Origin of the sequence: Klebsiella sp. R390, assembly GCF_051131745.1 — a bacterium.
GTDB lineage: Bacteria > Pseudomonadota > Gammaproteobacteria > Enterobacterales > Enterobacteriaceae > Klebsiella.
Genome location: NZ_CP180445.1, coordinates 2,591,627 through 2,614,281 on the forward strand (window position 1 = coordinate 2,591,627; position 22,655 = coordinate 2,614,281).

A 22,655-nucleotide genomic window follows, 5' to 3' on the forward strand; every position below is an offset into this window, starting at 1 on the left:
AGACCAAATGGCGGTAATTTATACAAATAATGCCGATCCGCCCCACATTTTAACATCGAATTTACAGACTATAACTCAACGCTCAAAAAACGCCCTGGCGTGCCAGCGGCACGACGGAGCAGGGGTCTTGATGGATAATGACATCAGAACCCGGGAAACGGTTTAGAATCGCCTGCTCAACCTGGTCGGCAATAACATGCGCCTGTACCAGAGGGAGGTTATCTTCCATTTCCAAATGTATTTGAATAAAGCGAGTCGGCCCTGACTGCCGCGTTCGTAGATCGTGCGCCCCGCTGACGCCAGGCCATGCGGTCACGATATTGATAATGTCCTGACGTTCCTCGTCAGGAAGTGCGCGGTCTAATAACGACTGAACAGCGTCATAGCCCATACGCAGCGCGCTATATAAAATATAGATGCCAATCCCGAGAGCAAACAGCGCATCGGCACGATGCCAGCCATACCAGGACAGGCCTAACGCCACCAGAATGGCGCCATTCATCATAACATCAGACTGATAATGAAGCATATCTGCTCGCACCGCCTGACTTTGCGTTTTTCTCACCACCCAGCGCTGAAAAGTGACCAGCACCAGCGTGCTGACCAGCGCAATCAGGGTTACGATCATGCCGATGCCTGCCGCCTGCATAGGCTCCGGACGCGCCAGATGCTGTATGCCAGTCAAAAACAGGAACAGGGCTGACCCGGAGATAAACATACTTTGCGCCAGCGCGGCCAGCGATTCTGCCTTGCCGTGACCAAAAGTATGTTCTTCATCAGCGGGTTGTAGCGAATATCGCACCACCAGCAGGTTGGTTAACGAGGCGGCAATATCCACCAGCGAGTCCACAAGCGCAGCCAGAATACTGACAGAACCGGTATACCACCACGCAAAAATCTTGATCAAAAGTAACGTGGAGGCCATCACCGTCGCCGCAATAGCCGCCCGGCTCACCAGCCGCCCATAAGATTGATTCATAAAGTCTCCTTTTCGGCGATGCGCTTAGTATAACCTGAACTTTTGCCGCAACGAGGCGCAAGGAGAAGAAGTCGTATTGCTGAGTGACAGGCAAAAAAAACCCCCACATCATGTGGGGGAAGACAGGGATGGTGTCTATGGCAAGGAAAACAGGGTTTACTACTGGGGTTGCACGGTATTGCTACTACTCGACAGCATGGTTGCTGATCCTTTCTGCATCCTTGCAACCTCACGCAACTGATCCATTCGTTGCTGGTGTTTAGCATTGAGAACCGCTTGCTGCTCTGGCGTTAACAGGTGGTACATCTGGTTGCGAACTTTTGCCATTTCGATCTGGCGGGCAACCTGTTCCTGCGCCATCTTATCTGCCTGAGCGCGCACAGCGTTTTCATCAAAATTTTCTGCGGTGACAAGGCGATGCATTGTCTCCATTTCGCTAACATTAATGGGTGGCCTGTCGTGGCGCGCCCGTCGCATAAGATCTCGTAACTGCTGACGTTGCTGTTCGGTTAAACTTATGCCGTCAAACATATGACTCTGGCTGGTGCGCTGCACCCCGTCGTCTCCGGGGAGCCAGTTAACGCTGGTAACGACTTCAGCGGCCTGGCTATATGCACTTAACGCCAGCGTTGAGGCCATGACGGCAGCTATAACATTGCGCATCACATACTCCCAATACGTTTGTGTCTGTGTAGCGATTCAACGAGATACAGTCTACGATTCGGGCTGCAAACATGCGTCAGGGGGTGTAAAACAACGTAAAGTCATGGATTAGCGAGCCTTGATGACGTAATTTCTGCCTCGGAGGTATTTAAACAATGAATAAAATCCTGTTAGTTGATGATGACCGGGAGCTCACCTCCCTGTTAAAAGAGCTGCTTGATATGGAAGGATTTAATGTGCTCGTGGCCCATGACGGGGAACAGGCACTGGCTCTTCTTGACGACAGCATCGATTTACTTTTGCTTGATGTGATGATGCCGAAGAAAAACGGTATCGATACACTGAAAGAGTTACGTCAGACACACCAGACCCCGGTCATTATGCTCACTGCCCGCGGTAGCGAGCTGGATCGCGTGCTTGGCCTCGAGCTGGGCGCAGATGATTATTTGCCTAAGCCGTTCAACGATCGTGAACTGGTGGCGCGTATACGCGCGATTCTGCGCCGTTCTCACTGGAGCGAGCAGCAGCAAACCACCGAAGCGGGTTCCCCGACGCTGGAGGTTGATGCATTAAGCCTCAATCCGGGTCGTCAGGAAGCCAATTTCGATGGGCAAACTCTGGAGCTGACCGGTACGGAGTTCACCCTGCTGTATCTGCTGGCGCAGCATCTTGGCCAGGTGGTGTCTCGTGAACACCTGAGCCAGGAAGTATTGGGAAAACGCCTGACGCCATTCGACCGCGCCATCGATATGCATATTTCGAATCTGCGTCGTAAGCTGCCGGAGCGCAAAGATGGTCATCCATGGTTTAAAACCCTGCGCGGCCGCGGCTACCTGATGGTTTCAGCTTCATGATAGGAAGTTTAACCGCACGCATCTTCGCTATTTTCTGGCTTACGCTGGCACTGGTGTTGATGCTGGTTCTGATGTTGCCCAAGCTGGACTCGCGCCAGATGACCGAATTGCTGGAAAGCGAACAGCGCCAGGGCATCATGATTGAACAGCACGTCGAGGCCGAACTGGCGACAGACCCACCTAACGATCTGATGTGGTGGCGTCGTCTGTTTCGCGCGATCGATAAATGGGCCCCGCCGGGACAGCGTTTGCTGCTAGTAACCAGCGAAGGGCGCGTTATCGGCGCAGAACGCAACGAAATGCAGATCATTCGCAACTTTATCGGCCAGGCTGATAATGCCGATCATCCGCAGAAAAAACGTTACGGCCGCCTGGAAATGGTTGGCCCGTTTTCCGTCAGGGATGGGGAAGATAATTACCAGCTTTATCTGATCCGCCCCGCCAGTACCTCCCAGTCAGACTTTATCAACCTGCTGTTCGACCGTCCGTTGCTTCTGCTCATCGTGACGATGCTGGTCAGTTCTCCCCTGCTTCTGTGGCTTGCATGGAGCCTGGCTAAGCCGGCGCGTAAGTTGAAAAACGCAGCCGATGAGGTCGCACAGGGTAACCTGCGTCAACATCCGGAACTGGAAGCCGGCCCGCAGGAGTTTTTAGCCGCCGGGGCCAGTTTTAACCAGATGGTGACGGCGCTGGAACGCATGATGACCGGGCAACAGCGCTTGTTATCCGATATTTCTCACGAGCTGCGTACCCCGCTCACGCGCCTGCAACTGGGGACCGCCCTGCTGCGTCGCCGCAGTGGCGAGAGCAAAGAGCTGGAGCGAATTGAGACCGAAGCCCACCGGCTGGACAGCATGATCAACGACCTGCTGGTGATGTCGCGCAACCAGGCGAACAACGCGCTGGTGAGCGAAACGGTGAAGGCGAATCAGCTGTGGGGTGAAGTGCTGGATAACGCCGCGTTTGAAGCCGAGCAGGTAGGGAAATCCTTCACGGTAGAGTATCCGCCAGGCCCCTGGCCGCTCTACGGCAACCCGAATGCGCTGGAAAGTGCGCTGGAAAATATCGTGCGTAACGCGCTGCGCTACTCACATACCAAAATTTCAGTGAGCTTCTCCGTCGATAAAGACGGCATCACGATAAACGTTGATGACGACGGTCCAGGCGTCAGCCCGGAGGATCGCGAGCAAATATTCCGGCCGTTCTACCGTACCGACGAGGCCCGCGATCGCGAGTCTGGCGGCACCGGTCTGGGGCTGGCGATTGTCGAAGCCGCTATTCAGCAGCATCGGGGCTGGGTCAAGGCCGATGACAGCCCGCTGGGTGGACTGCGTTTAACGATTTGGCTGCCGTTGTACAAACGAACCTGATGAGCGCTCTCCCGGCTGGCGCTACGCTTAGCCGGGCTACCACAGCCATCACCGCGCCCTGTAGCCCGGCTGGCGGTTATTTTCCCCACAGCCGGCGCGAAGCATCCTCGATTTGCCCACTCAGGCGCCGCTTCTGCATGGTGCGGGTCCAGCTCACCGACAGCCCGGCGGCAGACAGTAGGCGATGATACTGCTCATCATCGAACGGCATATGCCAGGCAATGGCCCCAGCTTCGTAGACGCTCACATCACTCACCTGTGACACCCGCTCCAGCAGCGCATCGCCAGAGACATGACCGCCCGCCACCACCCGATAGAGCCAGCCCGTTTTGCCACTTTGCTGCATCCGCTGCGCCATATCGCTGATAGCAAAATGGAAGTTGAGTTTGAAGCAGGGTGAACGCGGTTGCGTGACCTGAATCAGCGCCTCGCCCCAACGAAAGATATCGCCAATGTGGACGTTATGCTCCGTCAGACCTTCGGTAGAGAGGTTTTCGCCAAATGCCGGCGGGCAGAAAAGATCGGCCTGTTCAGGAAACTCGCGGATCCAGTCGGCATAGTGTTCACGGGGATAGTGGCAAAGCGCGCGGTCCGGCCCGCCATGAATTTTGTGTTCCGCCTGCTCATCACCTGCCAGGCCCAGCTCACCAAGGGTTAACTCGCCATCGACCTGAATTTTTTTGATGGCGCTCGGGCGGCTGCCGGGAAAGTCGCGAACGCGACCGATATAGACGTTGAGCGGATAGTGCATCTGCTGCTCCTTATGCCGATACAAAAAAAGCGAGTCATCAGACTCGCTTCTCAGTCAGCACAATGCAACCTTATTTTTTGGCAGCAAAACGTGCAGCAGCTTCGTCCCAGTTAACCACGTCCCAGAAGGCTTTGATGTAGTCCGGGCGACGGTTCTGGAATTTCAGGTAGTAAGCGTGTTCCCAAACGTCCAGGCCCACGATCGGGAAGCCGGAAGCGCCAGAGATAGCTTCGCCCATCAGCGGGGAATCCTGGTTCGCGGTAGAAACCACGGCCAGTTTGTCACCTTTCAGGACCAGCCACGCCCAGCCGGAACCGAAGCGGGTTGCTGCCGCTTTTTCGAATTCCGCTTTGAAGTTATCGACGGAACCGAAATCACGCTCGATCGCCGCTTTCAGGTCACCCTGCAGGGTAGTCCCGATTTTCAGGCCTTTCCAGAACAGGCTGTGGTTAGCATGACCGCCGGCGTTGTTACGCAGAACGCCTTTTTTGTCAGCCGGCAGCTGATCCAGTTTGGTGATCAGTTCTTCAGCGGACAGGTTTGCGAATTCCGGCAGGCTCTCCAGCGCAGCGTTAGCATTGTTAACGTAGGCCTGGTGGTGTTTAGAGTGATGGATTTCCATCGTCTGCTTGTCAAAGTGCGGTTCCAGGGCGTCATAAGCGTACGGCAGGGCTGGCAGTGTATAACTCATAATCATCTCCATTATTGTCGAGCGGCAGGAAGTGTTAAGGCCGCGTAAGCAGTTGGTTCATTATAGTTAATTAAATGATATTGAAAACGCTTATCAATGCCGTATTTTTAATAAGGTTATAACAACGGGGTATATCCGAATTTTTATTAACGTAAACAAACAATTAATATTTTTCACGGTGAAAATCAGCCTCTCATGACCACCGCAGGAAGGCGAGCAAACTGACCGATTTTTACACTCATCGCCGGGAAAGAGGACTTATCCGATAAAAATAGCGAGCCTAGGCGGCCATACGGCTGCGCTGCCGCCACTGCCCTGGCGTCATGCCGATTTCGCGGTTGAACACCACGGAGAAGTAGTTGCTGTCTTCGAAGCCGCACTGCGTCGCCACCTCGCCAATCAGCCGTTCGGTGTGCTGCAGTAAATACTGCGCGTGGCAGATGCGCAGCTGTCGCAAATAGTGGTTGATGGTCATGCCCGTCTGCTGGCGAAACTGCTGGCGTAGCGCCCGTTCGCTGCACGCTTCGCGCTCACAAAACCGATCCAGAAAGAATGGACGATTCAGGCTGCCTGCCAGTTCGGTCAGCAGCTTATCAAGCAGCGTTTCGCTTGCGGTCGCCGCCCGGTTATCGGTCGCGTAGCGATGACGCTGCAGCGTCAACACCAGCTGAGCGAACAGCAGTTCGGCCATATTGTTGGCCTGGGCGTCGCAGCGGCTACTTTCATGCTCCAGCTGGGTAATGACCTGGCGGACCTGAGCCATGCCGGTGCTGCCGATACGCCAGTGCGGGATCCACGGTGTACCAAACAGACCAGGAATATGCGCCGCCCAGTCAAAATTGAGCCGCAGGCGATCCGGGCAGTAGATAACATTTTGCAGGACTAAATCATTCACTGAAGCGTAGGAGTGTTTATCTTCGGCGCGGATGTAGAACAGATCGCCACGGGTGATCCGCCAGGGACGGTCGTTCAGGACATGCAGGCCGTTGCCTCGCCACACCAGCACCAGCTCGCAGAACTCGTGGGTGTGCTCGGCGAAGACGTTTTGCGGATAACGATCCGCAACCGCCACCGCCTGCGAAGGAGATGCGAAGAACTCATCTTTGCGAAGAATCAACTGACCGGCCACCACGCACACTCCACCGCCAATAACGGTTAATTATTGGCGTTTTTCCTCGCTAAAACGTTGACTGCTCTCGCGTTATTGAAGAATGGCGTCACGTCCCTGGCGAATATCGCGCGGCGACCAGTCAAACTCGCGGCGAAAAAGCGTCGAAAAGTGGTTACTGTCGCCAAAACCGCAGTGATAAGCGATATCCGTCACGCTCTCATCACTGTGACGCAGCAGGTGACGGGCCTTCATCAGCCGCACCCGGTTAAGGTAACGCTGCGGCGTCATGCCCGTTTGCTGTTTCAGCTGACGATGTAACGTGCGCAGCGACAGCGAAAACTGCGCCGCGACGTCCTCCCAGCAGACATCTTCCGCAAAGTGATCTTCCAGCCAGGCCATCAGGTGGTTCAGTCGCGCATCGTTGTCCGCAGCCCCTTCCGCGAGACTGCTTTTCCGTAGCAGCACCAGCAGCTGCATAAAGAGGATCTCCCGCCCGGCGATGGTGTGCATATCCGAATCCGCACCAGCGCTCTCCATCTGCTCCACAATCTGCCGCACCTGCTGCAACGCATTCTGGTTCACCCGCCAGTGGGACAGATAGTTGCCCTCCTGCTCCTGCGGCAGCAGCTGGCTGACGCCATTCAGAAAACGAAAGGCATCCGGCGCGCGATAGAGCACGTTCGTCAGACACAAATTATCCGTATGTTCATAGAGATGACGGTCGTGGTCACGGATAAAGCACACCGAGCCCCCACTGATGGTATAGGGCTGACCGTTAAAAACATGGATCCCCGTCCCGTGTTCGACGATGACGATTTCATGGAAATCGTGGTGATGCTCCGGAAAGGCGGACTGAGGGAGACGCGGCTCAATGGCTACAGCAGAAGTGCCGGACTTAAAGAAATCCACGCTGTGCAGAATGGTCATAGCAACGCCCTCTAAATGAGAAATACTATCAATCAGTGCTGAAATAGTAATAAAGGGCTGGCGATCCGACCTTCAATTTTTGACCGCAAAAATCGTAAAGCCTGCCGCTTTTTCAAGAAACAGCCGGAAAGTTCGGGAACTGCGGACACCGTCACACCCCCGCTTCCGCCACCGATTAACAGGAAATGTGAGCTTCCTCACGGTCACCTTTGCTTTCTTGCCAGAGACAGATTTTCCCTGTCCGTAGCAAGAAGGTGAGTCAGTGACGGCTTTTTTAGACTGCACACAATGATTTTCATAAGGATCTCCCCATGAGTTTTCGTCATTGTGTCGCCGTTGATTTAGGCGCCTCCAGCGGGCGGGTGATGCTCGCCAGTTATGACCCCAGGCAGCGAACGCTGGCGCTGCGTGAGGTGCATCGGTTCGGCAACAGGTTGCAGAAAGTCGATGGTTTCGACTGTTGGGATATCGATAGCCTGGAAGCGGAAATTCGTCACGGGCTGCAGGCGGTGTGCGAACAGGGCGTCCGTATTGACAGTATCGGCATTGATACCTGGGGTGTGGATTATGTCCTGCTGGATCAACAGGGCCAGCGTGTTGGCCTGCCGGTATCGTATCGTGACGCCCGCACGGATGGCCTGATGACGCTGGCGGAAACCCAGCTGGGACGGGCTGACATCTACCGTCGTAGCGGTATCCAGTTTCTGCCGTTCAATACCCTGTATCAGCTTCGGGCACTAGTGGAACAACAGCCGGAACAGGTCAGCCAGGTCGCACACGCGCTGCTGATCCCGGATTACTTTAGCTTCCGCCTGACCGGCAAGATGAACTGGGAATACACCAACGCCACCACCACCCAACTGGTCAACATCAACAGCGATAACTGGGATGAAACGCTGCTGAACTGGTGCGGCGCGCCGCATGAATGGTTCGGTGCCCCCACCCATCCAGGCAACGTGATCGGCGACTGGTTGTGCCCGCAGGGCAACGCGATCCCGGTGGTCGCGGTCGCCAGCCATGATACCGCCAGCGCAGTGATAGCCGTTCCGCAGCAGGATCCTGATGCCGCCTGGCTCTCTTCCGGCACCTGGTCGTTGATGGGCTTTGAAAGCAAAACCCCCTGCACCAGCGATGACGCGCTGCAGGCGAATATCACCAACGAAGGTGGCGCCGAAGGCCGCTATCGGGTACTGAAAAATATCATGGGCCTGTGGCTGCTCCAGCGGGTAATTGCCGAGCAAAAGATCGACGACCTGGCGGCGCTGATTGCCCTTGCAGCCGAACGGCCAGCCTGCCGCAGCCTGATCGACTGCAACGACCAACGTTTTATCAACCCACCCAGCATGCGCGCCGAAATTCAGGCCGCCTGTCGTGAAACCGGACAGCCGGTCCCCGACGATGATGCCGGGCTGGCGCGCTGTATCTTCGACAGCCTGGCCCTGCTGTATGCCCAGGTGCTCAGCGAACTTTCCCGGCTCCGCGGCCAGCCGTTCAGCCAGCTGCATATCGTCGGCGGCGGCTGCCAGAACGACTTCCTGAACCAGCTGTGTGCCGATGCCTGCGGCATCACGGTGGTCGCGGGCCCCGTTGAAGCCTCCACCCTGGGCAATATCGGCATACAGCTGATGACCCTTGATGAGCTGAACAACGTCGATGAATTCCGTCAGGTGGTGCAGCAAAACTACGCCCTCACCACTTTTACCCCACATCCTGACAGTGAAATTGCCCGCTTTATGGCGCAGTTTCAGCCCCAACAGACTAAGGAGCTTTGCGCATGACCACTCAACTTGAACAAGCCTGGGAGATTGCTAAACAGCGCTACGCCGCCGTTGGCGTGGATGTCGAGGAGGCCTTGCGCCAGCTGGACCGGCTGCCGGTATCAATGCACTGCTGGCAGGGCGACGATGTTGCCGGCTTCGAAAACCCGGAAGGGAGCCTGACCGGCGGTATCCAGGCAACCGGAAATTATCCAGGAAAAGCGCGCAACGCCGGCGAATTACGCGCCGACCTTGAGCAGGCGTTGAGCCTGATCCCCGGGCCAAAACGCCTGAATCTGCATGCCCTTTATCTGGAGTCAGAGACTCCGGTGGCGCGCAATGAAATCCAACCGAAGCATTTCCGTAACTGGGTTGAGTGGGCAAAAACACAGGGACTGGGACTGGATTTTAACCCTTCCTGCTTCTCCCATCCGCTGAGTGCCGACGGCTTCACCCTGTCGCATGCCAACGACGACATCCGTCAGTTCTGGATCGATCACTGTAAGGCCAGCCGCCGCGTGTCGGCCTATTTTGGCGAGCAGCTCGGCACCCCATCGGTGATGAATATCTGGATCCCGGACGGCATGAAGGACATCACCGTCGACCGTTTCGCACCGCGCCAGCGCCTGCTGAATGCGCTGGATGAAGTGATCAGCGAGAAACTCAACCCGGCGCACCATATCGATGCCGTGGAGAGCAAGCTGTTTGGTATCGGTGCCGAAAGCTACACCGTCGGCTCCAACGAGTTCTATATGGGCTACGCCACCAGCCGTCAGACCGCCCTGTGTCTGGATGCCGGCCACTTCCATCCCACGGAGGTGATTTCCGACAAAATCTCCGCCGCCATGCTGTATATCCCGCGCCTGCTGCTGCACGTCAGCCGCCCGGTGCGCTGGGACAGCGATCACGTGGTACTGCTGGATGATGAAACCCAGGCCATCGCCAGCGAAATCATCCGTCACGATCTGTTCGACCGCGTGCACATTGGCCTCGATTTCTTTGATGCCTCCATCAACCGCATCGCCGCCTGGGTGATCGGTACCCGCAACATGAAAAAAGCGCTGCTGCGCGCCCTGCTGGAACCGACAGAACAGCTGCGTCAGCTGGAAGCCGACGGCGATTACACCGCCCGCCTGGCCCTGCTGGAAGAGCAGAAATGCCTGCCGTGGCAGGCTATCTGGGAGATGTATTGCCAGCGCCACGATACTCCGGCGGGCAGCCAGTGGCTGGATAGCGTGCGGGCGTATGAAAAAACGGTGTTGATCCAACGCGGGTAGTGTCAGGACATCCCCGGTTGCGCCGTGCTGAGCAGGGCGACCGACTTATTTATGGTGAGGGGCACTCCCCGCATCGCATTAACAGGAAACGCAAGACTATGCAGAACATCAACCACTCCTGGTTCGTCCAGGGCATGATTAAAGCCACTTCCGATGCCTGGCTGAAGGGCTGGGACGAGCGCAACGGCGGTAACCTGACGCTGCGCCTCGACGAGGCGGATATTGCTCCGTTCACGGCCGATTTCCACGCCAGGCCGCGCTATATCTCGCTGAGCCAGCCGATGCCAACCCTGGCAAATCAGCCGTTTCTGGTCACCGGCTCAGGTAAATTCTTCCGTAATGTTCAACTCGATCCGGCCGCAAATCTTGGCGTCGTAAAAGTCGACAGCGACGGCGCGGGATATCATATTCTGTGGGGGCTGACCGACGACGCCGTGCCGACGTCTGAACTGCCAGCGCATTTCCTATCACATAGCGAACGCATCAAGCTCACCCACGGCAAAGACCGCGTGATCATGCACTGTCATGCCACCAACCTGATTGCCCTGACCTATGTTCTGGAAAACAACAGCGAACTGGTTACCCGCAAGCTGTGGGAAGGCAGCACCGAGTGTCTGGTGGTGTTCCCGGACGGCGTCGGCATACTTCCCTGGATGGTGCCCGGTACCGATGAAATCGGTCAGGCCACCGCCCAACAAATGCAGCAACATTCTCTGGTACTGTGGCCTTTCCACGGCGTCTTCGGCAGCGGCCCGACGCTGGACGAAACCTTTGGCCTGATTGATACCGCAGAAAAATCGGCCGAAGTGCTGGTGAAAGTCTATTCGATGGGAGGCATGAAACAGACCATTACCCGGGAAGAGCTGATCGCGCTAGGCAAGCGCTTTGATGTGCAACCGATGCAGTCCGCGTTAGACCTTTATCCATAATAACATCGCGCCCCGCTCACTGAGACGGGGCGAACTCTGTCACCTGCAAACCCAACTCAAATATGTGGAGTAAAAGCAATGAAAATAAAGACAAGCTTGATCCTCACCGTTGCCGCTCTGGCGTTGTCCGGTTCCGCTTTAGCCGAAGTAAAAATCGCCCTCGTGGCGAAATCGTTAGGCAATGGCTTCTTCGAAGCAGCAAACGTGGGTGCCCAGGAGGCAGCCAAAGAGTTAGGTGATGTTAAAGTCATTTATACCGGCCCCACCACCACCACAGCAGAAGCGCAGATCGAAGTACTTAACGGGTTGATCGCCCAGGGGGTTGATGCGATCGCGATATCCGCCAACGATCCGGACGCGGTGGTGCCGGTGTTGAAAAAGGCAATGCAGCGCGGCATTAAAGTGGTCTCCTGGGACTCCGGCGTCGCGCAGGCCGGGCGGCAGATCCATCTCAACCCGTCGAATAACGCCTTAATTGGCGAAACCAACGTCAAGCTTGCCGCCGACGCGCTGAAAGCGTTGAACGTCGAAAAAGGTGATGTGGCGATCCTCAGCGCCACCCCGACGTCCACCAACCAGAACACCTGGATTGAAGAGATGAAAAAGGTGCTGCCACAGTACCCGTCCATCAATCTGGTTACCGTCGCCTACGGTGACGATCTGTCTGATAAGAGCTACCGCGAAGCGGTAGGCCTGTTGAAGTCTTATCCGGATCTTAAAGTGATCGTGTCGCCTTCATCGGTGGGGATCGTGGCCGCCGCGCAGGCGGTAAAAGATCAGGGGAAAATTGGCAAAGTGTACGTCACCGGGCTGGGGCTGCCGTCTGAAATGGCCGGCGCGATTAAGTCCGGCGCCAGCAAAAGCTTCGCCATCTGGAACCCGATCGATCTCGGCTACGCTGCCACTTATCTGGCTGACGATTTAGTCAAAGGGACCGCTACCAAAACCGAAGCCAACATGGGCAAGCTGGGTAAAGTACAGCTGGATGCAAACGGCAACGGCGCGATGGCGCAGCCGTTCGTTTACGATGCCAGCAACATCGATAAGTTCTCGAAGATTTTCTAATCCTCATCCTCCCCCGCTTCTCCTGGCGGCGGGGGAAAAACCGGAGAACTATCATGTCAGCACCCACTCCTCTGCTGTCGCTGAAGGGCATCACCAAGGTTTTTCCTGGTGTGCGTGCCCTTGAGAACGTGCAGCTCGATCTCTGGCCCGGCAAAGTCACCGCCCTAATCGGTGAAAACGGCGCGGGCAAGTCCACGCTGGTCAAAGTGATGACCGGTATTTATCAGCCCGAAGAGGGCGACATTCTCTATAAAGCGATTCCCATTCAGCTGCCGAACCCGGAGTCAGCACATAAGGTGGGGATCACCGCCATTCATCAGGAAACCGTGCTGTTTGACGAACTGTCGGTCACCGAAAATATTTTCGTCGGCCAGTATCTGCATACCGGTCTGCTGAAAAAACTCGACTGGCCAGCGATGCATCGTAAAGCTGGTGAAATCCTCAATCGCCTTGAGGTGCAGATTGACCCGCGGGCGACGCTGAAAACCCTCAGCATTGCCCAGCGTCATATGGTGGCGATTGCCCGGGCGCTCTCCTTTGAGGCGCAGGTAGTGATTCTCGATGAGCCTACCGCGGCGCTCTCCCAGCATGAAATTCTGGAGTTTTATCAAATCGTTGAACGCCTGAAGCTCGACGGCAAAGCGATTTTGTTTATCTCGCATAAGTTCGACGAAATTTTCGAACTGGCAGATCACTACACTATTCTGCGCGATGGCGTGTACGTCAGCTCCGGCGATATTCACGCAATCACCGAAGAGCAGATGGTGGCAATGATGGTCGGCCGGGCCATCACCCAGACCTACCCGAAGGTCGACTGCACCCCGGGAGAGACGGTGCTCGAGGTGAAAAACCTGTGCCACCCGACCGAGTTTGCCGATATTACCTTTTCGCTGCGCAAAGGCGAGATTCTGGGCTTCTATGGCCTGGTCGGCGCCGGGCGTACCGAACTGATGCAGGCGCTCTCTGGGGTGTCCCGACCGTCCTCCGGAGACATCGTGCTCAACGGCAAAACGATGCGCTTTCGCCAGCCGGCGGACGCCATCCAGGCCGGGATCGTCTGCGTGCCGGAAGAGCGACAGAAACAAGGGGCGATTATCGCCCTGCCCATCGCCCAGAACATCAGCCTGCCGCAGCTCAGCAAGCTGAACCCGAACGGCGTGCTGAACGATGCCCGCGAATGCCGGCTGGCGGATGAATACGCCACGCGCCTGCAGGTCAAAGCCTTTAGCTGGCGGCAGGCGGTGGAAACGCTCTCCGGCGGCAACCAGCAAAAAGTGGTGATCGGCAAATGGCTGGCGACCCATCCGGACGTCATTATTCTCGATGAACCGACCAAAGGCATCGATATCGGCTCCAAAGCGGCGGTACATCAGTTTATGTCCGAGCTGGTGAGCCAGGGACTGGCGGTGATTATGGTCTCTTCGGAATTACCGGAAGTGATGGGGATGTCGGACCGGATCATCGTGATGCACGAGGGGCTGATGGTTGCCGAATATCGCGCGGGCGAAGCGACGGCGGAAACCATCGTCAGCGCCGCCAGCGGCACCGGACAGGAGGCAGCATAATGGGGCGACAACTGCTCAAACACCGTGAAGCGCTGCTGGCGGCGGTGATCGTTTTGATGATCGGCGCCATCGGCAGCCGGGTGCCGTCGTTTGTCTCGCCGGGAAATCTGGCGGAGATGTTTAACGATACCGCCATCCTGATCATCCTCGCGCTTGGCCAGATGATGGTGCTGCTGACGAAAGGCATCGATCTGTCGATGGCCGCCAACCTGGCGCTCACCGGGATGATCGTTGCGCTGCTCAACGCCCACTATCCGGGGATCCCGGTCGTGGCGCTGCTGGCGCTGGCCACCTTGTTGGGCCTGTTGATGGGGGTGATCAACGGCCTGCTGGTATGGCGGCTCGGTATTCCGGCCATCGTGGTCACCCTGGGGACCATGAGTATCTATCGCGGCATTATCTTCCTGCTCTCCGACGGCGGCTGGGTCAATTCGCACCAGATGAGCGCCGGGTTCCTCGGTCTGCCGCGCACCTCATTACTGGGGCTGCCATTACTGAGCTGGTGTGCCATCGCTGCGCTGTGCCTGGTCGGCTATTTCCTGCGCTACAGCCGCACCGGTCGGGCGTTATACACCGCGGGCGGCAACGCCACGGCGGCGTATTACACCGGGATTAACGCCGGGAAAATGCAGTTCGTCAGCTTCTGTCTTTCCGGCGCGCTGGCCGGGTTCTGCGGCTATCTGTGGATTTCACGCTTTGCCGTCGCCTACGTTGATGTCGCTAATGGCTTCGAGCTGCAGGTGGTTGCCGCCTGCGTCATCGGCGGTATCAGCACCATGGGCGGAACCGGACGGGTACTGGGTTGCCTGTGCGGCGCGCTGTTCCTTGGCGTTATCAATAACGCGCTGCCGGTAATCGGCATTTCACCGTTCTGGCAAATGGCGATTTCCGGCGCGGTCATTGTGATTGCGGTGCTCCTGAACGAGCGCAGCAATAAAGGGCACGGGCGGTTAATCCTGCGTAACGCAGCATTAGCCCGGCAGAAACAGGCGGTGAAATCATGAGCAAAATGATGCTAACTGAAGAGATCAAAAGCGCGCCGGTTGCGCCGTCGCCGCTGCGTCGTCTGCTGTGCTGGGAGGGGTTCCTGCTGGCGGTGACCCTGGCGGTGTTTATTGCCAATGCGCTGGCGTCCCCCTATTTCCTCAATATCTGGAACCTGTCGGACGCCACGTTTAACTTTACCGAAAAAGCGATCATCGTCCTGCCGATGGCAATGCTGATTATTGCCCGGGAAATCGATCTCTCGGTGGCGTCGACGATGGCACTGAGCTCCACGGTCATGGGCTTTTGCGCGGCGGCGGGGATGGACACGCCGCTGCTGGTCATAGTGGGGCTCGGCGTGGGGCTGCTGTGCGGCCTGTTTAACGGCATCCTGGTGACGCGCTTTAACCTGTCGTCGATTGTTATCACTATCGGCACCATGAGTCTGTATCGCGGCCTGACCTATATTCTGCTGGGCGACAAAGCCCTGAATCAGTACCCGGAAAGCTTCGCGTGGTTCGGCCAGGGCTACGTGTGGGGCGCGCTCTCCTTCGAGTTCGCGCTGTTTATCCTGCTCGCCGTCGCCTTTACCTTCCTGCTGCATAAAACCAACTTTGGTCGCCGGACTTACGCCATCGGCAACAATCCTACCGGGGCCTGGTTCTCCGGGATTAACGTCAAGCGCCACAACCTCGTGCTGTTTGCGCTGGTCGGGCTGATGGCTGGGCTGGCCGCGGTGCTGCTGACCTCGAGACTCGGCAGCACCCGCCCGACGCTGGCGATGGGTTGGGAGCTGGCGGTGGTGACCATGGCGGTACTCGGCGGCGTCAACATTCTTGGGGGAGCCGGCAGCATGGTCGGCGTGATTATCGCCGCTTTCCTGATGGGGCTGGTGACCTTCGGCCTGAGCCTGCTCAACGTGCCAGGCATCGTTATGTCAATCATCATCGGCGCGATGCTGATTGTGGTGATTTCACTGCCCATCATTACCCGACGGGTGATGCAACGCAGGGGCAGCCAAAAGGATAACCCGTAGAGATTAAGGAGAATAATCATGAGCTTTATGTTGGCATTACCCAAAATTAGCCTGCACGGCGCAGGGGCCATCGGCGATATGGTGGAACTGGTGGGGCAAAAGCAGTGGGGAAAAGCGCTGATTGTCACCGATGGTCAGTTGGTAAAGCTGGGCCTGCTGGACAGCCTGTTTGCAGCCCTCGATAAACACCAGCTGTCTTATCATCTGTTTGACGAGGTGTTTCCCAACCCCACCGAGGCGCTGGTGCAACAAGGCTATGCCACCTATCTGGCGGCAGGCTGCGACTACCTCATCGCCTTTGGCGGCGGCAGCCCGATCGATACCGCCAAAGCGGTGAAAATTCTGACTGCGAACCCGGCCCCGTCAACCGCCTATGCCGGCGTCGGCAAGGTGAAAAACGCCGGCGTACCGCTGGTGGCCATCAACACCACCGCCGGTACAGCAGCGGAAATGACCAGCAATGCGGTGATTATCGATAGCGAACGCCAGGTCAAAGAGGTGATTATCGACCCCAATATCATCCCCGATATTGCAGTCGATGACGCCAGCGTCATGCTGGATCTCCCGGCCTCCGTCACCGCCGCTACCGGCATGGATGCCCTGACTCACGCCATTGAGGCTTTCGTTAGCGTCGGCGCGCATCCGTTGACCGACGCGAACGCTCTGGAGGCGATTCGCCTGATCAACCGGTGGCTGCCGCAAGCCGTGGACGATGGGCATCACCTCGAGGCCCGTGAACAGATGGCCTTTGGTCAGTATCTGGCGGGAATGGCGTTTAACAGCGCCGGCCTTGGTCTGGTCCACGCGCTGGCCCATCAGCCCGGCGCCACCCATAACCTGCCGCATGGCGTGTGCAACGCCATTTTGTTGCCGGTGATCGAAAACTTTAACCGTCCGCATGCCGTCTCCCGCTTCGCCCGCGTGGCGCAGGCTATGGGAGTTGATACTCGCGGCATGAGTGATGAAACCGCCAGCATGGAGGCCATCAACGCCATTCGCGCCCTGAGCAAACGTGTTGGGATCCCGCAAGGTTTCAGCCAGCTTGGCGTCAGCAAAGCTGATATTGAAGGCTGGCTGGATAAAGCGCTGGCCGACCCCTGCGCACCATGCAATCCGCGCAGCGCCAGCCGCGACGAGGTCCGTGAGCTCTATCTGGAGGCCTTATGATCCGCAAAGCCTTCGTTATGCAGGTCAACCCCGACGCGCATGAGGAGTACCAGCGCCGACATACTCCCATCTGGCCTGAGCTGGAAGCGGTGCTAAAAGCCCATGGCGCGCACCACTACGCCATTTACCTCGATACCGCGCGCCACCTGCTGTTCGCCACGGTAGAGGTGGAATCGGAAGCCCGCTGGGATGATATTGCCCGCACCGAGGTCTGCCAGCGCTGGTGGCAGCATATGGCCGATATTATGCCGACCAACGCCGATAGCAGCCCGGTGAGCACCGCGCTAAAACCGGTGTTTTATCTGGAGTAAGTGGCGAGTTGCCCCGCGAGATTCGCGGGGCAATGCTGACAGGTAATCAGAAGAAGTATTTAAAGCGCACCCGGGCGCCGTAGCGATCGTCGTCATCGCTCTGGCTCAGCTTATCGTTGCTATCGAGCAGAGAGTAATACGCCCCGAGGTAAATATTAAAGTTCTGCATATTCATCACGTTCGGGATTTGATACGAGGCGTGGAAGGTATGAATATTATAAGTACCTTCATCTTTAATCCAGCAGTCGTTATCGCAAATTACCCCGGCATAATCGTTAATTTTATTATGCGCGTAGACATATCCCAACTCAAAGCGCTGCCATAGCGCATTCACCCCGGCGGTAAAATCTTTTTCATTACTGGCGTCCATATACGCGGTATTCAGATTAACGACCACGCCGTTATCCGGATCGCTATTCAGGCCATTCCAGGTCATGGTCAGGCCATATCCGGTACGGTCAGACTGATCGACAAAATTCCCCTGGGTATTCTGATAACCATAGGCATTATTTATCACGTTCGACTCCATCGCCGCAGCGACAGAAAAATCGTCTTTCGCCCATGAAATTACCGGACGCAAATAGGCAACGTTCTTTTTCTGCTCCATATTGCGGCCATGGTAACCGCCGTTGTCATACAGCGACGTGCCATCTTCCAGCAGCGTATTAAGCTCAAAATACCAGTTGTCGATCTGCTTACTCAGCAGGAAGTTACCGCCGGCATCGGAACGGCCGCGCCCCTCTTTCATCATATAGATATAGCCATGGCCATCGCTGTAGAGGTCATTCGCGGTGTTACCAGAGTGCTCAACAAAGGTGTCCTGATTGAGCGGGAACATGTCGTACGCTTCAAAGCGACCGACCTTCACCTTCCAGTCATCCTCCTGACCAAAAAAGAACACGGCATCATCGAGGTTCATCGAGCCGGTCATATCCGCCAGCGGCTGTACCGAGAAGCCGGCAAAATAGCCATTGTCCATTTTGCGCATGCCGTCAAACCCCAGCAATATGCGGCCATTGAGGTCCCAGCGCTCGGAGGTCGGGTCGCTGCTGACGTCGGCATTGGTCATCGCCAGCAAACCGCGCTTGCTTTCGGCATCCATGTTGAATTCAACATCACCATAGATTTTTAAATCACCATATCCGCTAAGGGTCAGCGCAGGTACGCTGGTGTTTTTCTTCGTTTCAATATCTGGAGCCTGGCTTTTTACTGCCATCGTGCTTTGCGTGGTTTTCAGCTGCTGGATCTCTTGTGCCTGTTCAATCTTCAATTGTTGGATCTGATTTTCGGCTTGAGTGGCACGATTCTCCGCCGCGGCAAGCCGCGATTCAAGCTGCTGGAGGCGTTGTTCAAGCGTTGGTGATTGCGTTTTTGCCATACCGGTATTTGCCGTTAATAATAAACCAACGGCGACCGCTAATATTTTTTTATTCATCGTTATGTTTCCCAGAGATAAAACTTCAATGATTGGATTAATTAAAATCCACCACGTGAATGCTTTTATAAATGCCATGCTTTATTGTTTTTATTACCGAAAAATAGCAACTCCTGCTTAGTAATTAAATTTAATCCTCCATTATCGTGAGCGAGATAACACTTAAATAGCACACTCTTAATAAAAAGCGCCCCACAAATAAACCAATGAAATAATTAATACCGCAACATAAATAACAAGAATAAGATAACCAGACCAGGAGAACCGGAATATTCCGGTTCTCTATCTGGTGTCTTAATACATAAGTGGTTTCAATATGATTGCAGGTCTGGACCGGCTTACACCGCCATCGTCTTATTGCCGACGCTGTCGACAGCCGTTTTTCCTGACAAAGTGAAGGCTGAGATAATGGTGACAACCAGCGCAATGCTCCCAAGGATCAGATAGGTATCCTGGAAACCAATCCGGTCATACATATTGCCCGCAAACGCCGAGAGGAAAATCGCCGCCACCTGCTTGGCAAACTGAAAGCCCACCAGATAGATGGTCGCCGACAGTCGGGTATCAAACACCCCGGTAATGTATTTGAACGCGCCCACCAGCAGGAACGGGACTTCCAGCGCGTGCAGCATTTTCAGAACCACGACCTCCACCGCCGTCGTGGCAAACGACGAACCGATCATCCTCACCGCCATCACCATCCCGGCAATCAGCAGGGTATTCTTCGCGCCAATGCGGTTAATAATCCACGGAGAGCTAAACATAATGATGGCATTGCAAATTTCTCCGGCGGTGGTGGCAAAACCAAAGGCGCGCGTGCCGGCTTCCGGGGTGGCGAAGTAAGATTTAAAGAAGGTCGCAAACTGCTGATCGAAGACGTCATACACGCAGGCCACGCCCACAACATACAGAATAAACATCCACATTTTACGCTGACGGAACATGCTGACGGCAGTTTTAAGATCCACGGCAGGACGGTTGGCCCCTAAGGAATCCAGCACCTGCGCGGACGAACTGGCCTGCGGTCTGGCGATCGCCACCAGCATCAACAGCAGCAGCGCGGCAATCGACCCCATCCAGAACACCCATTCGGGGTTAACGCTAAACAGCATTCCAGCCGTGGTGGCACACAGCGCCCAACCCAGGCAACCAAAGGTACGTGCCTTACCATACTCAAACCCGCTATTGCGGCTTACCCGTTCAATATAGGCCTCCATCGCCCCGGCGCCGGCGGAGAAAACAAAGCCGATATAGGCCCCGCCACTCAACGCGCCGAGCCAGATATTGCTTTTCAGCAACGGTGCAAAGACATACAGGAAGAAGGGCGCTATCAGCACCAGCAACACGGTAACAATCCACATCAGATGCTTTTTCAGCCCCAGCTTGTCGGAAATCACCCCGAGGATCGGCTGAAAACAGATAGCAAACAGCGACAGGCTGGAGAAGACAATGCCGGTTTCGGTTTTATTCAGGCCAATGACATCCGACAGCCAGATCGGCAGAAACGGAAAGCAGGTGGCCATAATGAAGAAATAGAGAAAAAAGAACAGTCCGAAAATCCAGAAGTTAGGGTTATTTTTATGGGTACAGGCGGTCGGATTCATTGTGTATTCCTCAAAAAGGGCCGACGCTCGGCCCGTCACCATCACACGCGTTGCAGGCCAATTAAAATGGCGCTTTCCGGGTCGAGAATGGGCAGCGCCAGTCCCGCTTGTTGTAACCACTCACCGCTTACCGTCAACGGCGTCGTCATCCATTCCGGCAGCTTACGCATGGTATGGCCGCCCTCTCCTGTAATCTGAATATTCGGATGGTCCAGTAGCGTCACTCGATAGCGAGCGCCCGCCTCCAGACCCGCCACTCGCAGCGGCGCCATCAGGGTGTAATCCGGCATCGCCAGCTGGCTCACGAGGAAAATCGCCTGATGTTTATCTTCGCTGACCACGCCATGCGCGAGCGTGGTCGCATCCGGCATGTCTATCCGCCACTGCACGCCGTGGTGCAGCACGTCGCGCCACTGCTTATGCAGTGCCACGTATTTGCGATAGCCCGCACGCTCATGCTCGTCAACGCCCACCGGATCCAGCTCCAGCCCCATATGGCCAAACAGCGCCGTCAGGCCACGGAAGGCGATATCATGCTGGCGGAAGGTGGCGTGGCAGTGGCGGTTGCCGACATGCGACCCCATCACTTCCGGCGGGAAGAAATAGCTCATCCCACGCTGGATGGTATTGCGCTCCAGCGCATCGTTATTGTCTGAAGGCCAGAAACGATGGCAGCGCTTAAGCACTTCATAATCGATACGTCCGCCGCCAGAGGAGCAGGACTCGAATTCTATCTGCGGGAAGCGGGCGACCAGCGTATCCAGCAGGCGATAAAACTGGCGGGTTTGCGCATCGGCGGCGGCTTTGCCGTTATGGCCCGGCTGCACCAGCTCGCGGTTCATATCCCACTTCACATAGTCCACGGCATGCTCACCCAGCAACCAGCTCATCCGCTCAAGGAGATAGTCAAAAGCCTCCGGGATATTCAGATTCAGCACCAGTTGATGGCGTCCGGGAAGTGGCGTATAGCCTGGCAGCGCCAGCACCCAGTCCGGGTGTGCGCGGTACAAATCGGAATTCGGGTTGATCATTTCCGGCTCGACCCAGATGCCGAACTCCATGCCCAGCGACTTCACGTGATCGATAACCGGGTTCAGACCGTCGGGGTACTTTTTCTCATCGAGATACCAGTCGCCCAGCGCCGCCCAGTCATCGTTACGCCCCTTAAACCAACCGTCATCGATGATGAAACGCTCGACGCCCAGCTCCGCCGCCTCATCCGCCATGCGCATGATGTATTGCGGATCGTGGTCAAAATAGATCCCCTCCCAGGTGTTGAGATGCACCGGGCGCGGCTTGTTGTCAGGGAAGCGGATAATCTGTTCGCGCAGATAACGGTGGAACTGCTGGCTCATGCCGTTCAGACCCTGAGAGGAATAGCTGGCATAGAGGCTCGGAGTCCAGAGCGTTTTTCCCTCCTCCAGAACTATTTCGCCCGGCAGATAGAGCGCTTCCGCCTGCAGATAGCGACGACCGTCCGTTTTCGCTTCAGCCCGCAGACGATGGTTGCCGCTCCAGCCCAGATGTACGCCCCACACTTCGCCCTGCATTTCGCTGAAGGCCTGGCTGCCGGTAATCAGCGCCGGAAAATGTTCATGCGACGTTCGGCCACGGCGGTTTTCCAGCACGATGCTGTCATGCTCAAGCGTCAAACGATGGGGTTGAAATTCGCGAGTCCAGCGGCCATGAAAAGCCAGTACTTCCCGGGCACGTTCGGCGACCGGCAGCGTGACCGCCAGACGGTCCACCTGCCAGGGCTGCGGGTGCAGGTTGGTTAAGCCGTGACGAACGCTCAGTACTCCGCTGTCGTCGAGCTTAATTTCGCTGCACAGGCGCAGACCGGCCTGGGCGTCTTCAGCGATCACGGCGACCTTCTGTCCATCCTGGATAACCTCAGTGGTCGTGAAAATCGGCGAGGCGTCGAGCCCCTGTCGGTGGCCTTCAATGCCCGGAGCGCCAAACAAACCGTGGCCCAGCTCGGCCATTAACGTCAGCGGTGAATCAACATCCAGACGGCCGTTGGCGACCGGGCGCACAATACTGTCGGCATCCTGCGGCGAAAAGTAACGTAAATGCGGTCCCCAGTAGACAATTTCGGCAAACGGGTGAGTTTTAATGATCACATCAGCCGTTGAACTTTGTAGGCGTAAAATCGAATCAGACATCAGACATCTCCACA

General features: G+C 56.3%; 20 protein-coding genes. 11 read left to right on the top strand and 9 right to left on the bottom strand.

The window, feature by feature from the left end; genetic code table 11:
* Nucleotides 1-82: 82 nt before the first annotated feature.
* Together fieF and cpxP are read right to left on the bottom strand one after the other, a co-directional pair.
* Nucleotides 83-979: a CDF family cation-efflux transporter FieF gene (gene fieF, locus ACMYSP_RS12040; protein ID WP_434586938.1), complete on the bottom strand. Its 897-nt coding sequence runs from the start codon at nucleotides 977-979 to the stop codon at nucleotides 83-85.
* A 159-nt stretch (nucleotides 980-1,138) separates the two neighbouring features.
* Nucleotides 1,139-1,642 (bottom strand): cell-envelope stress modulator CpxP, encoded by a 504-nt coding sequence (cpxP, locus tag ACMYSP_RS12045; RefSeq protein ID WP_123758014.1) that lies wholly within the window; start codon nucleotides 1,640-1,642, stop codon nucleotides 1,139-1,141.
* Nucleotides 1,643-1,797: 155 nt separating this feature from the next.
* Here cpxP and cpxR point away from each other — a divergent pair, with 155 nt between their 5' ends.
* On the top strand, nucleotides 1,798-2,496 hold the full coding sequence (cpxR, locus tag ACMYSP_RS12050; protein WP_004203671.1) for an envelope stress response regulator transcription factor CpxR: 699 nt from the start codon (nucleotides 1,798-1,800) through the stop codon (nucleotides 2,494-2,496).
* Nucleotides 2,493-3,866 (top strand): envelope stress sensor histidine kinase CpxA, encoded by a 1,374-nt coding sequence (gene cpxA / locus ACMYSP_RS12055; RefSeq protein WP_123758015.1) that lies wholly within the window; start codon nucleotides 2,493-2,495, stop codon nucleotides 3,864-3,866. Before cpxR ends, cpxA begins: the two co-directional genes overlap by 4 nt.
* Nucleotides 3,867-3,942: 76 nt before the next feature.
* Here the strand turns inward: cpxA and yiiM are convergent, their stop codons facing one another.
* From yiiM to rhaS (ACMYSP_RS12075), 4 genes are all read right to left on the bottom strand, one after another.
* Nucleotides 3,943-4,617 (bottom strand): 6-hydroxyaminopurine reductase, encoded by a 675-nt coding sequence (yiiM, locus tag ACMYSP_RS12060; RefSeq protein WP_434586939.1) that lies wholly within the window; start codon nucleotides 4,615-4,617, stop codon nucleotides 3,943-3,945.
* A 70-nt stretch (nucleotides 4,618-4,687) separates the two neighbouring features.
* Complete coding sequence (gene sodA, locus ACMYSP_RS12065; protein WP_434586940.1) at nucleotides 4,688-5,308, bottom strand: superoxide dismutase [Mn]; 621 nt, start codon at nucleotides 5,306-5,308, stop codon at nucleotides 4,688-4,690.
* 280 nt (nucleotides 5,309-5,588) lie between these two features.
* Nucleotides 5,589-6,437: an HTH-type transcriptional activator RhaR gene (rhaR, locus tag ACMYSP_RS12070; RefSeq protein WP_434586941.1), complete on the bottom strand. Its 849-nt coding sequence runs from the start codon at nucleotides 6,435-6,437 to the stop codon at nucleotides 5,589-5,591.
* A gap of 72 nt (nucleotides 6,438-6,509) precedes the next feature.
* Nucleotides 6,510-7,346, bottom strand: a complete 837-nt coding sequence (gene rhaS / locus ACMYSP_RS12075) for an HTH-type transcriptional activator RhaS (protein ID WP_434586942.1) — start codon at nucleotides 7,344-7,346, stop codon at nucleotides 6,510-6,512.
* A gap of 311 nt (nucleotides 7,347-7,657) precedes the next feature.
* Between rhaS (ACMYSP_RS12075) and rhaB the strand changes: the two genes are divergently transcribed.
* The 9 genes from rhaB (at nucleotide 7,658) to rhaM (ending at nucleotide 17,437) form a co-directional block, all read left to right on the top strand.
* Nucleotides 7,658-9,124: a rhamnulokinase gene (gene rhaB / locus ACMYSP_RS12080; RefSeq protein WP_434586943.1), complete on the top strand. Its 1,467-nt coding sequence runs from the start codon at nucleotides 7,658-7,660 to the stop codon at nucleotides 9,122-9,124.
* Entirely contained in the window at nucleotides 9,121-10,380 is a 1,260-nt protein-coding gene (gene rhaA, locus ACMYSP_RS12085; RefSeq protein ID WP_434586944.1) for an L-rhamnose isomerase, read from the top strand. Before rhaB ends, rhaA begins: the two co-directional genes overlap by 4 nt.
* A 98-nt stretch (nucleotides 10,381-10,478) precedes the next feature.
* A complete protein-coding gene (gene rhaD, locus ACMYSP_RS12090) occupies nucleotides 10,479-11,309 on the top strand; it encodes a rhamnulose-1-phosphate aldolase (RefSeq protein WP_434586945.1) in 831 nt (276 codons plus the stop codon).
* 78 nt (nucleotides 11,310-11,387) lie between these two features.
* Entirely contained in the window at nucleotides 11,388-12,374 is a 987-nt protein-coding gene (rhaS, locus tag ACMYSP_RS12095; protein WP_434586946.1) for a rhamnose ABC transporter substrate-binding protein, read from the top strand.
* A gap of 53 nt (nucleotides 12,375-12,427) precedes the next feature.
* The gene (locus tag ACMYSP_RS12100) at nucleotides 12,428-13,939 is read left to right on the top strand and encodes a sugar ABC transporter ATP-binding protein (RefSeq protein WP_434586947.1); all 1,512 of its coding nucleotides are present in this window, start codon (nucleotides 12,428-12,430) and stop codon (nucleotides 13,937-13,939) included.
* Nucleotides 13,936-14,943 carry an ABC transporter permease gene (locus ACMYSP_RS12105; protein WP_434587069.1) on the top strand — a complete coding sequence of 336 codons (1,008 nt, stop codon included), beginning with the start codon at nucleotides 13,936-13,938 and terminating at the stop codon, nucleotides 14,941-14,943. Before ACMYSP_RS12100 ends, ACMYSP_RS12105 begins: the two co-directional genes overlap by 4 nt.
* Complete coding sequence (locus ACMYSP_RS12110; protein WP_434586948.1) at nucleotides 14,940-15,959, top strand: ABC transporter permease; 1,020 nt, start codon at nucleotides 14,940-14,942, stop codon at nucleotides 15,957-15,959. Before ACMYSP_RS12105 ends, ACMYSP_RS12110 begins: the two co-directional genes overlap by 4 nt.
* Before the next feature lie 18 nt (nucleotides 15,960-15,977).
* A complete protein-coding gene (fucO, locus tag ACMYSP_RS12115; protein WP_434586949.1) occupies nucleotides 15,978-17,126 on the top strand; it encodes a lactaldehyde reductase in 1,149 nt (382 codons plus the stop codon).
* On the top strand, nucleotides 17,123-17,437 hold the full coding sequence (gene rhaM / locus ACMYSP_RS12120; protein WP_434586950.1) for an L-rhamnose mutarotase: 315 nt from the start codon (nucleotides 17,123-17,125) through the stop codon (nucleotides 17,435-17,437). The genes fucO and rhaM overlap by 4 nt, the downstream gene beginning before the upstream one ends.
* 46 nt (nucleotides 17,438-17,483) lie before the next feature.
* Here rhaM and ACMYSP_RS12125 read toward each other — a convergent pair whose 3' ends face one another.
* The 3 genes from ACMYSP_RS12125 to ACMYSP_RS12135 all read right to left on the bottom strand — a co-directional run bounded on the left by ACMYSP_RS12125 (nucleotide 17,484) and on the right by ACMYSP_RS12135 (nucleotide 22,641).
* Complete coding sequence (locus ACMYSP_RS12125) at nucleotides 17,484-18,872, bottom strand: carbohydrate porin (RefSeq protein ID WP_434586951.1); 1,389 nt, start codon at nucleotides 18,870-18,872, stop codon at nucleotides 17,484-17,486.
* A gap of 338 nt (nucleotides 18,873-19,210) precedes the next feature.
* Entirely contained in the window at nucleotides 19,211-20,476 is a 1,266-nt protein-coding gene (locus ACMYSP_RS12130) for an MFS transporter (protein WP_434586952.1), read from the bottom strand.
* 41 nt (nucleotides 20,477-20,517) lie between these two features.
* Nucleotides 20,518-22,641, bottom strand: a complete 2,124-nt coding sequence (locus ACMYSP_RS12135) for an alpha-galactosidase (RefSeq protein WP_434586953.1) — start codon at nucleotides 22,639-22,641, stop codon at nucleotides 20,518-20,520.
* Nucleotides 22,642-22,655 lie beyond the last annotated feature (14 nt).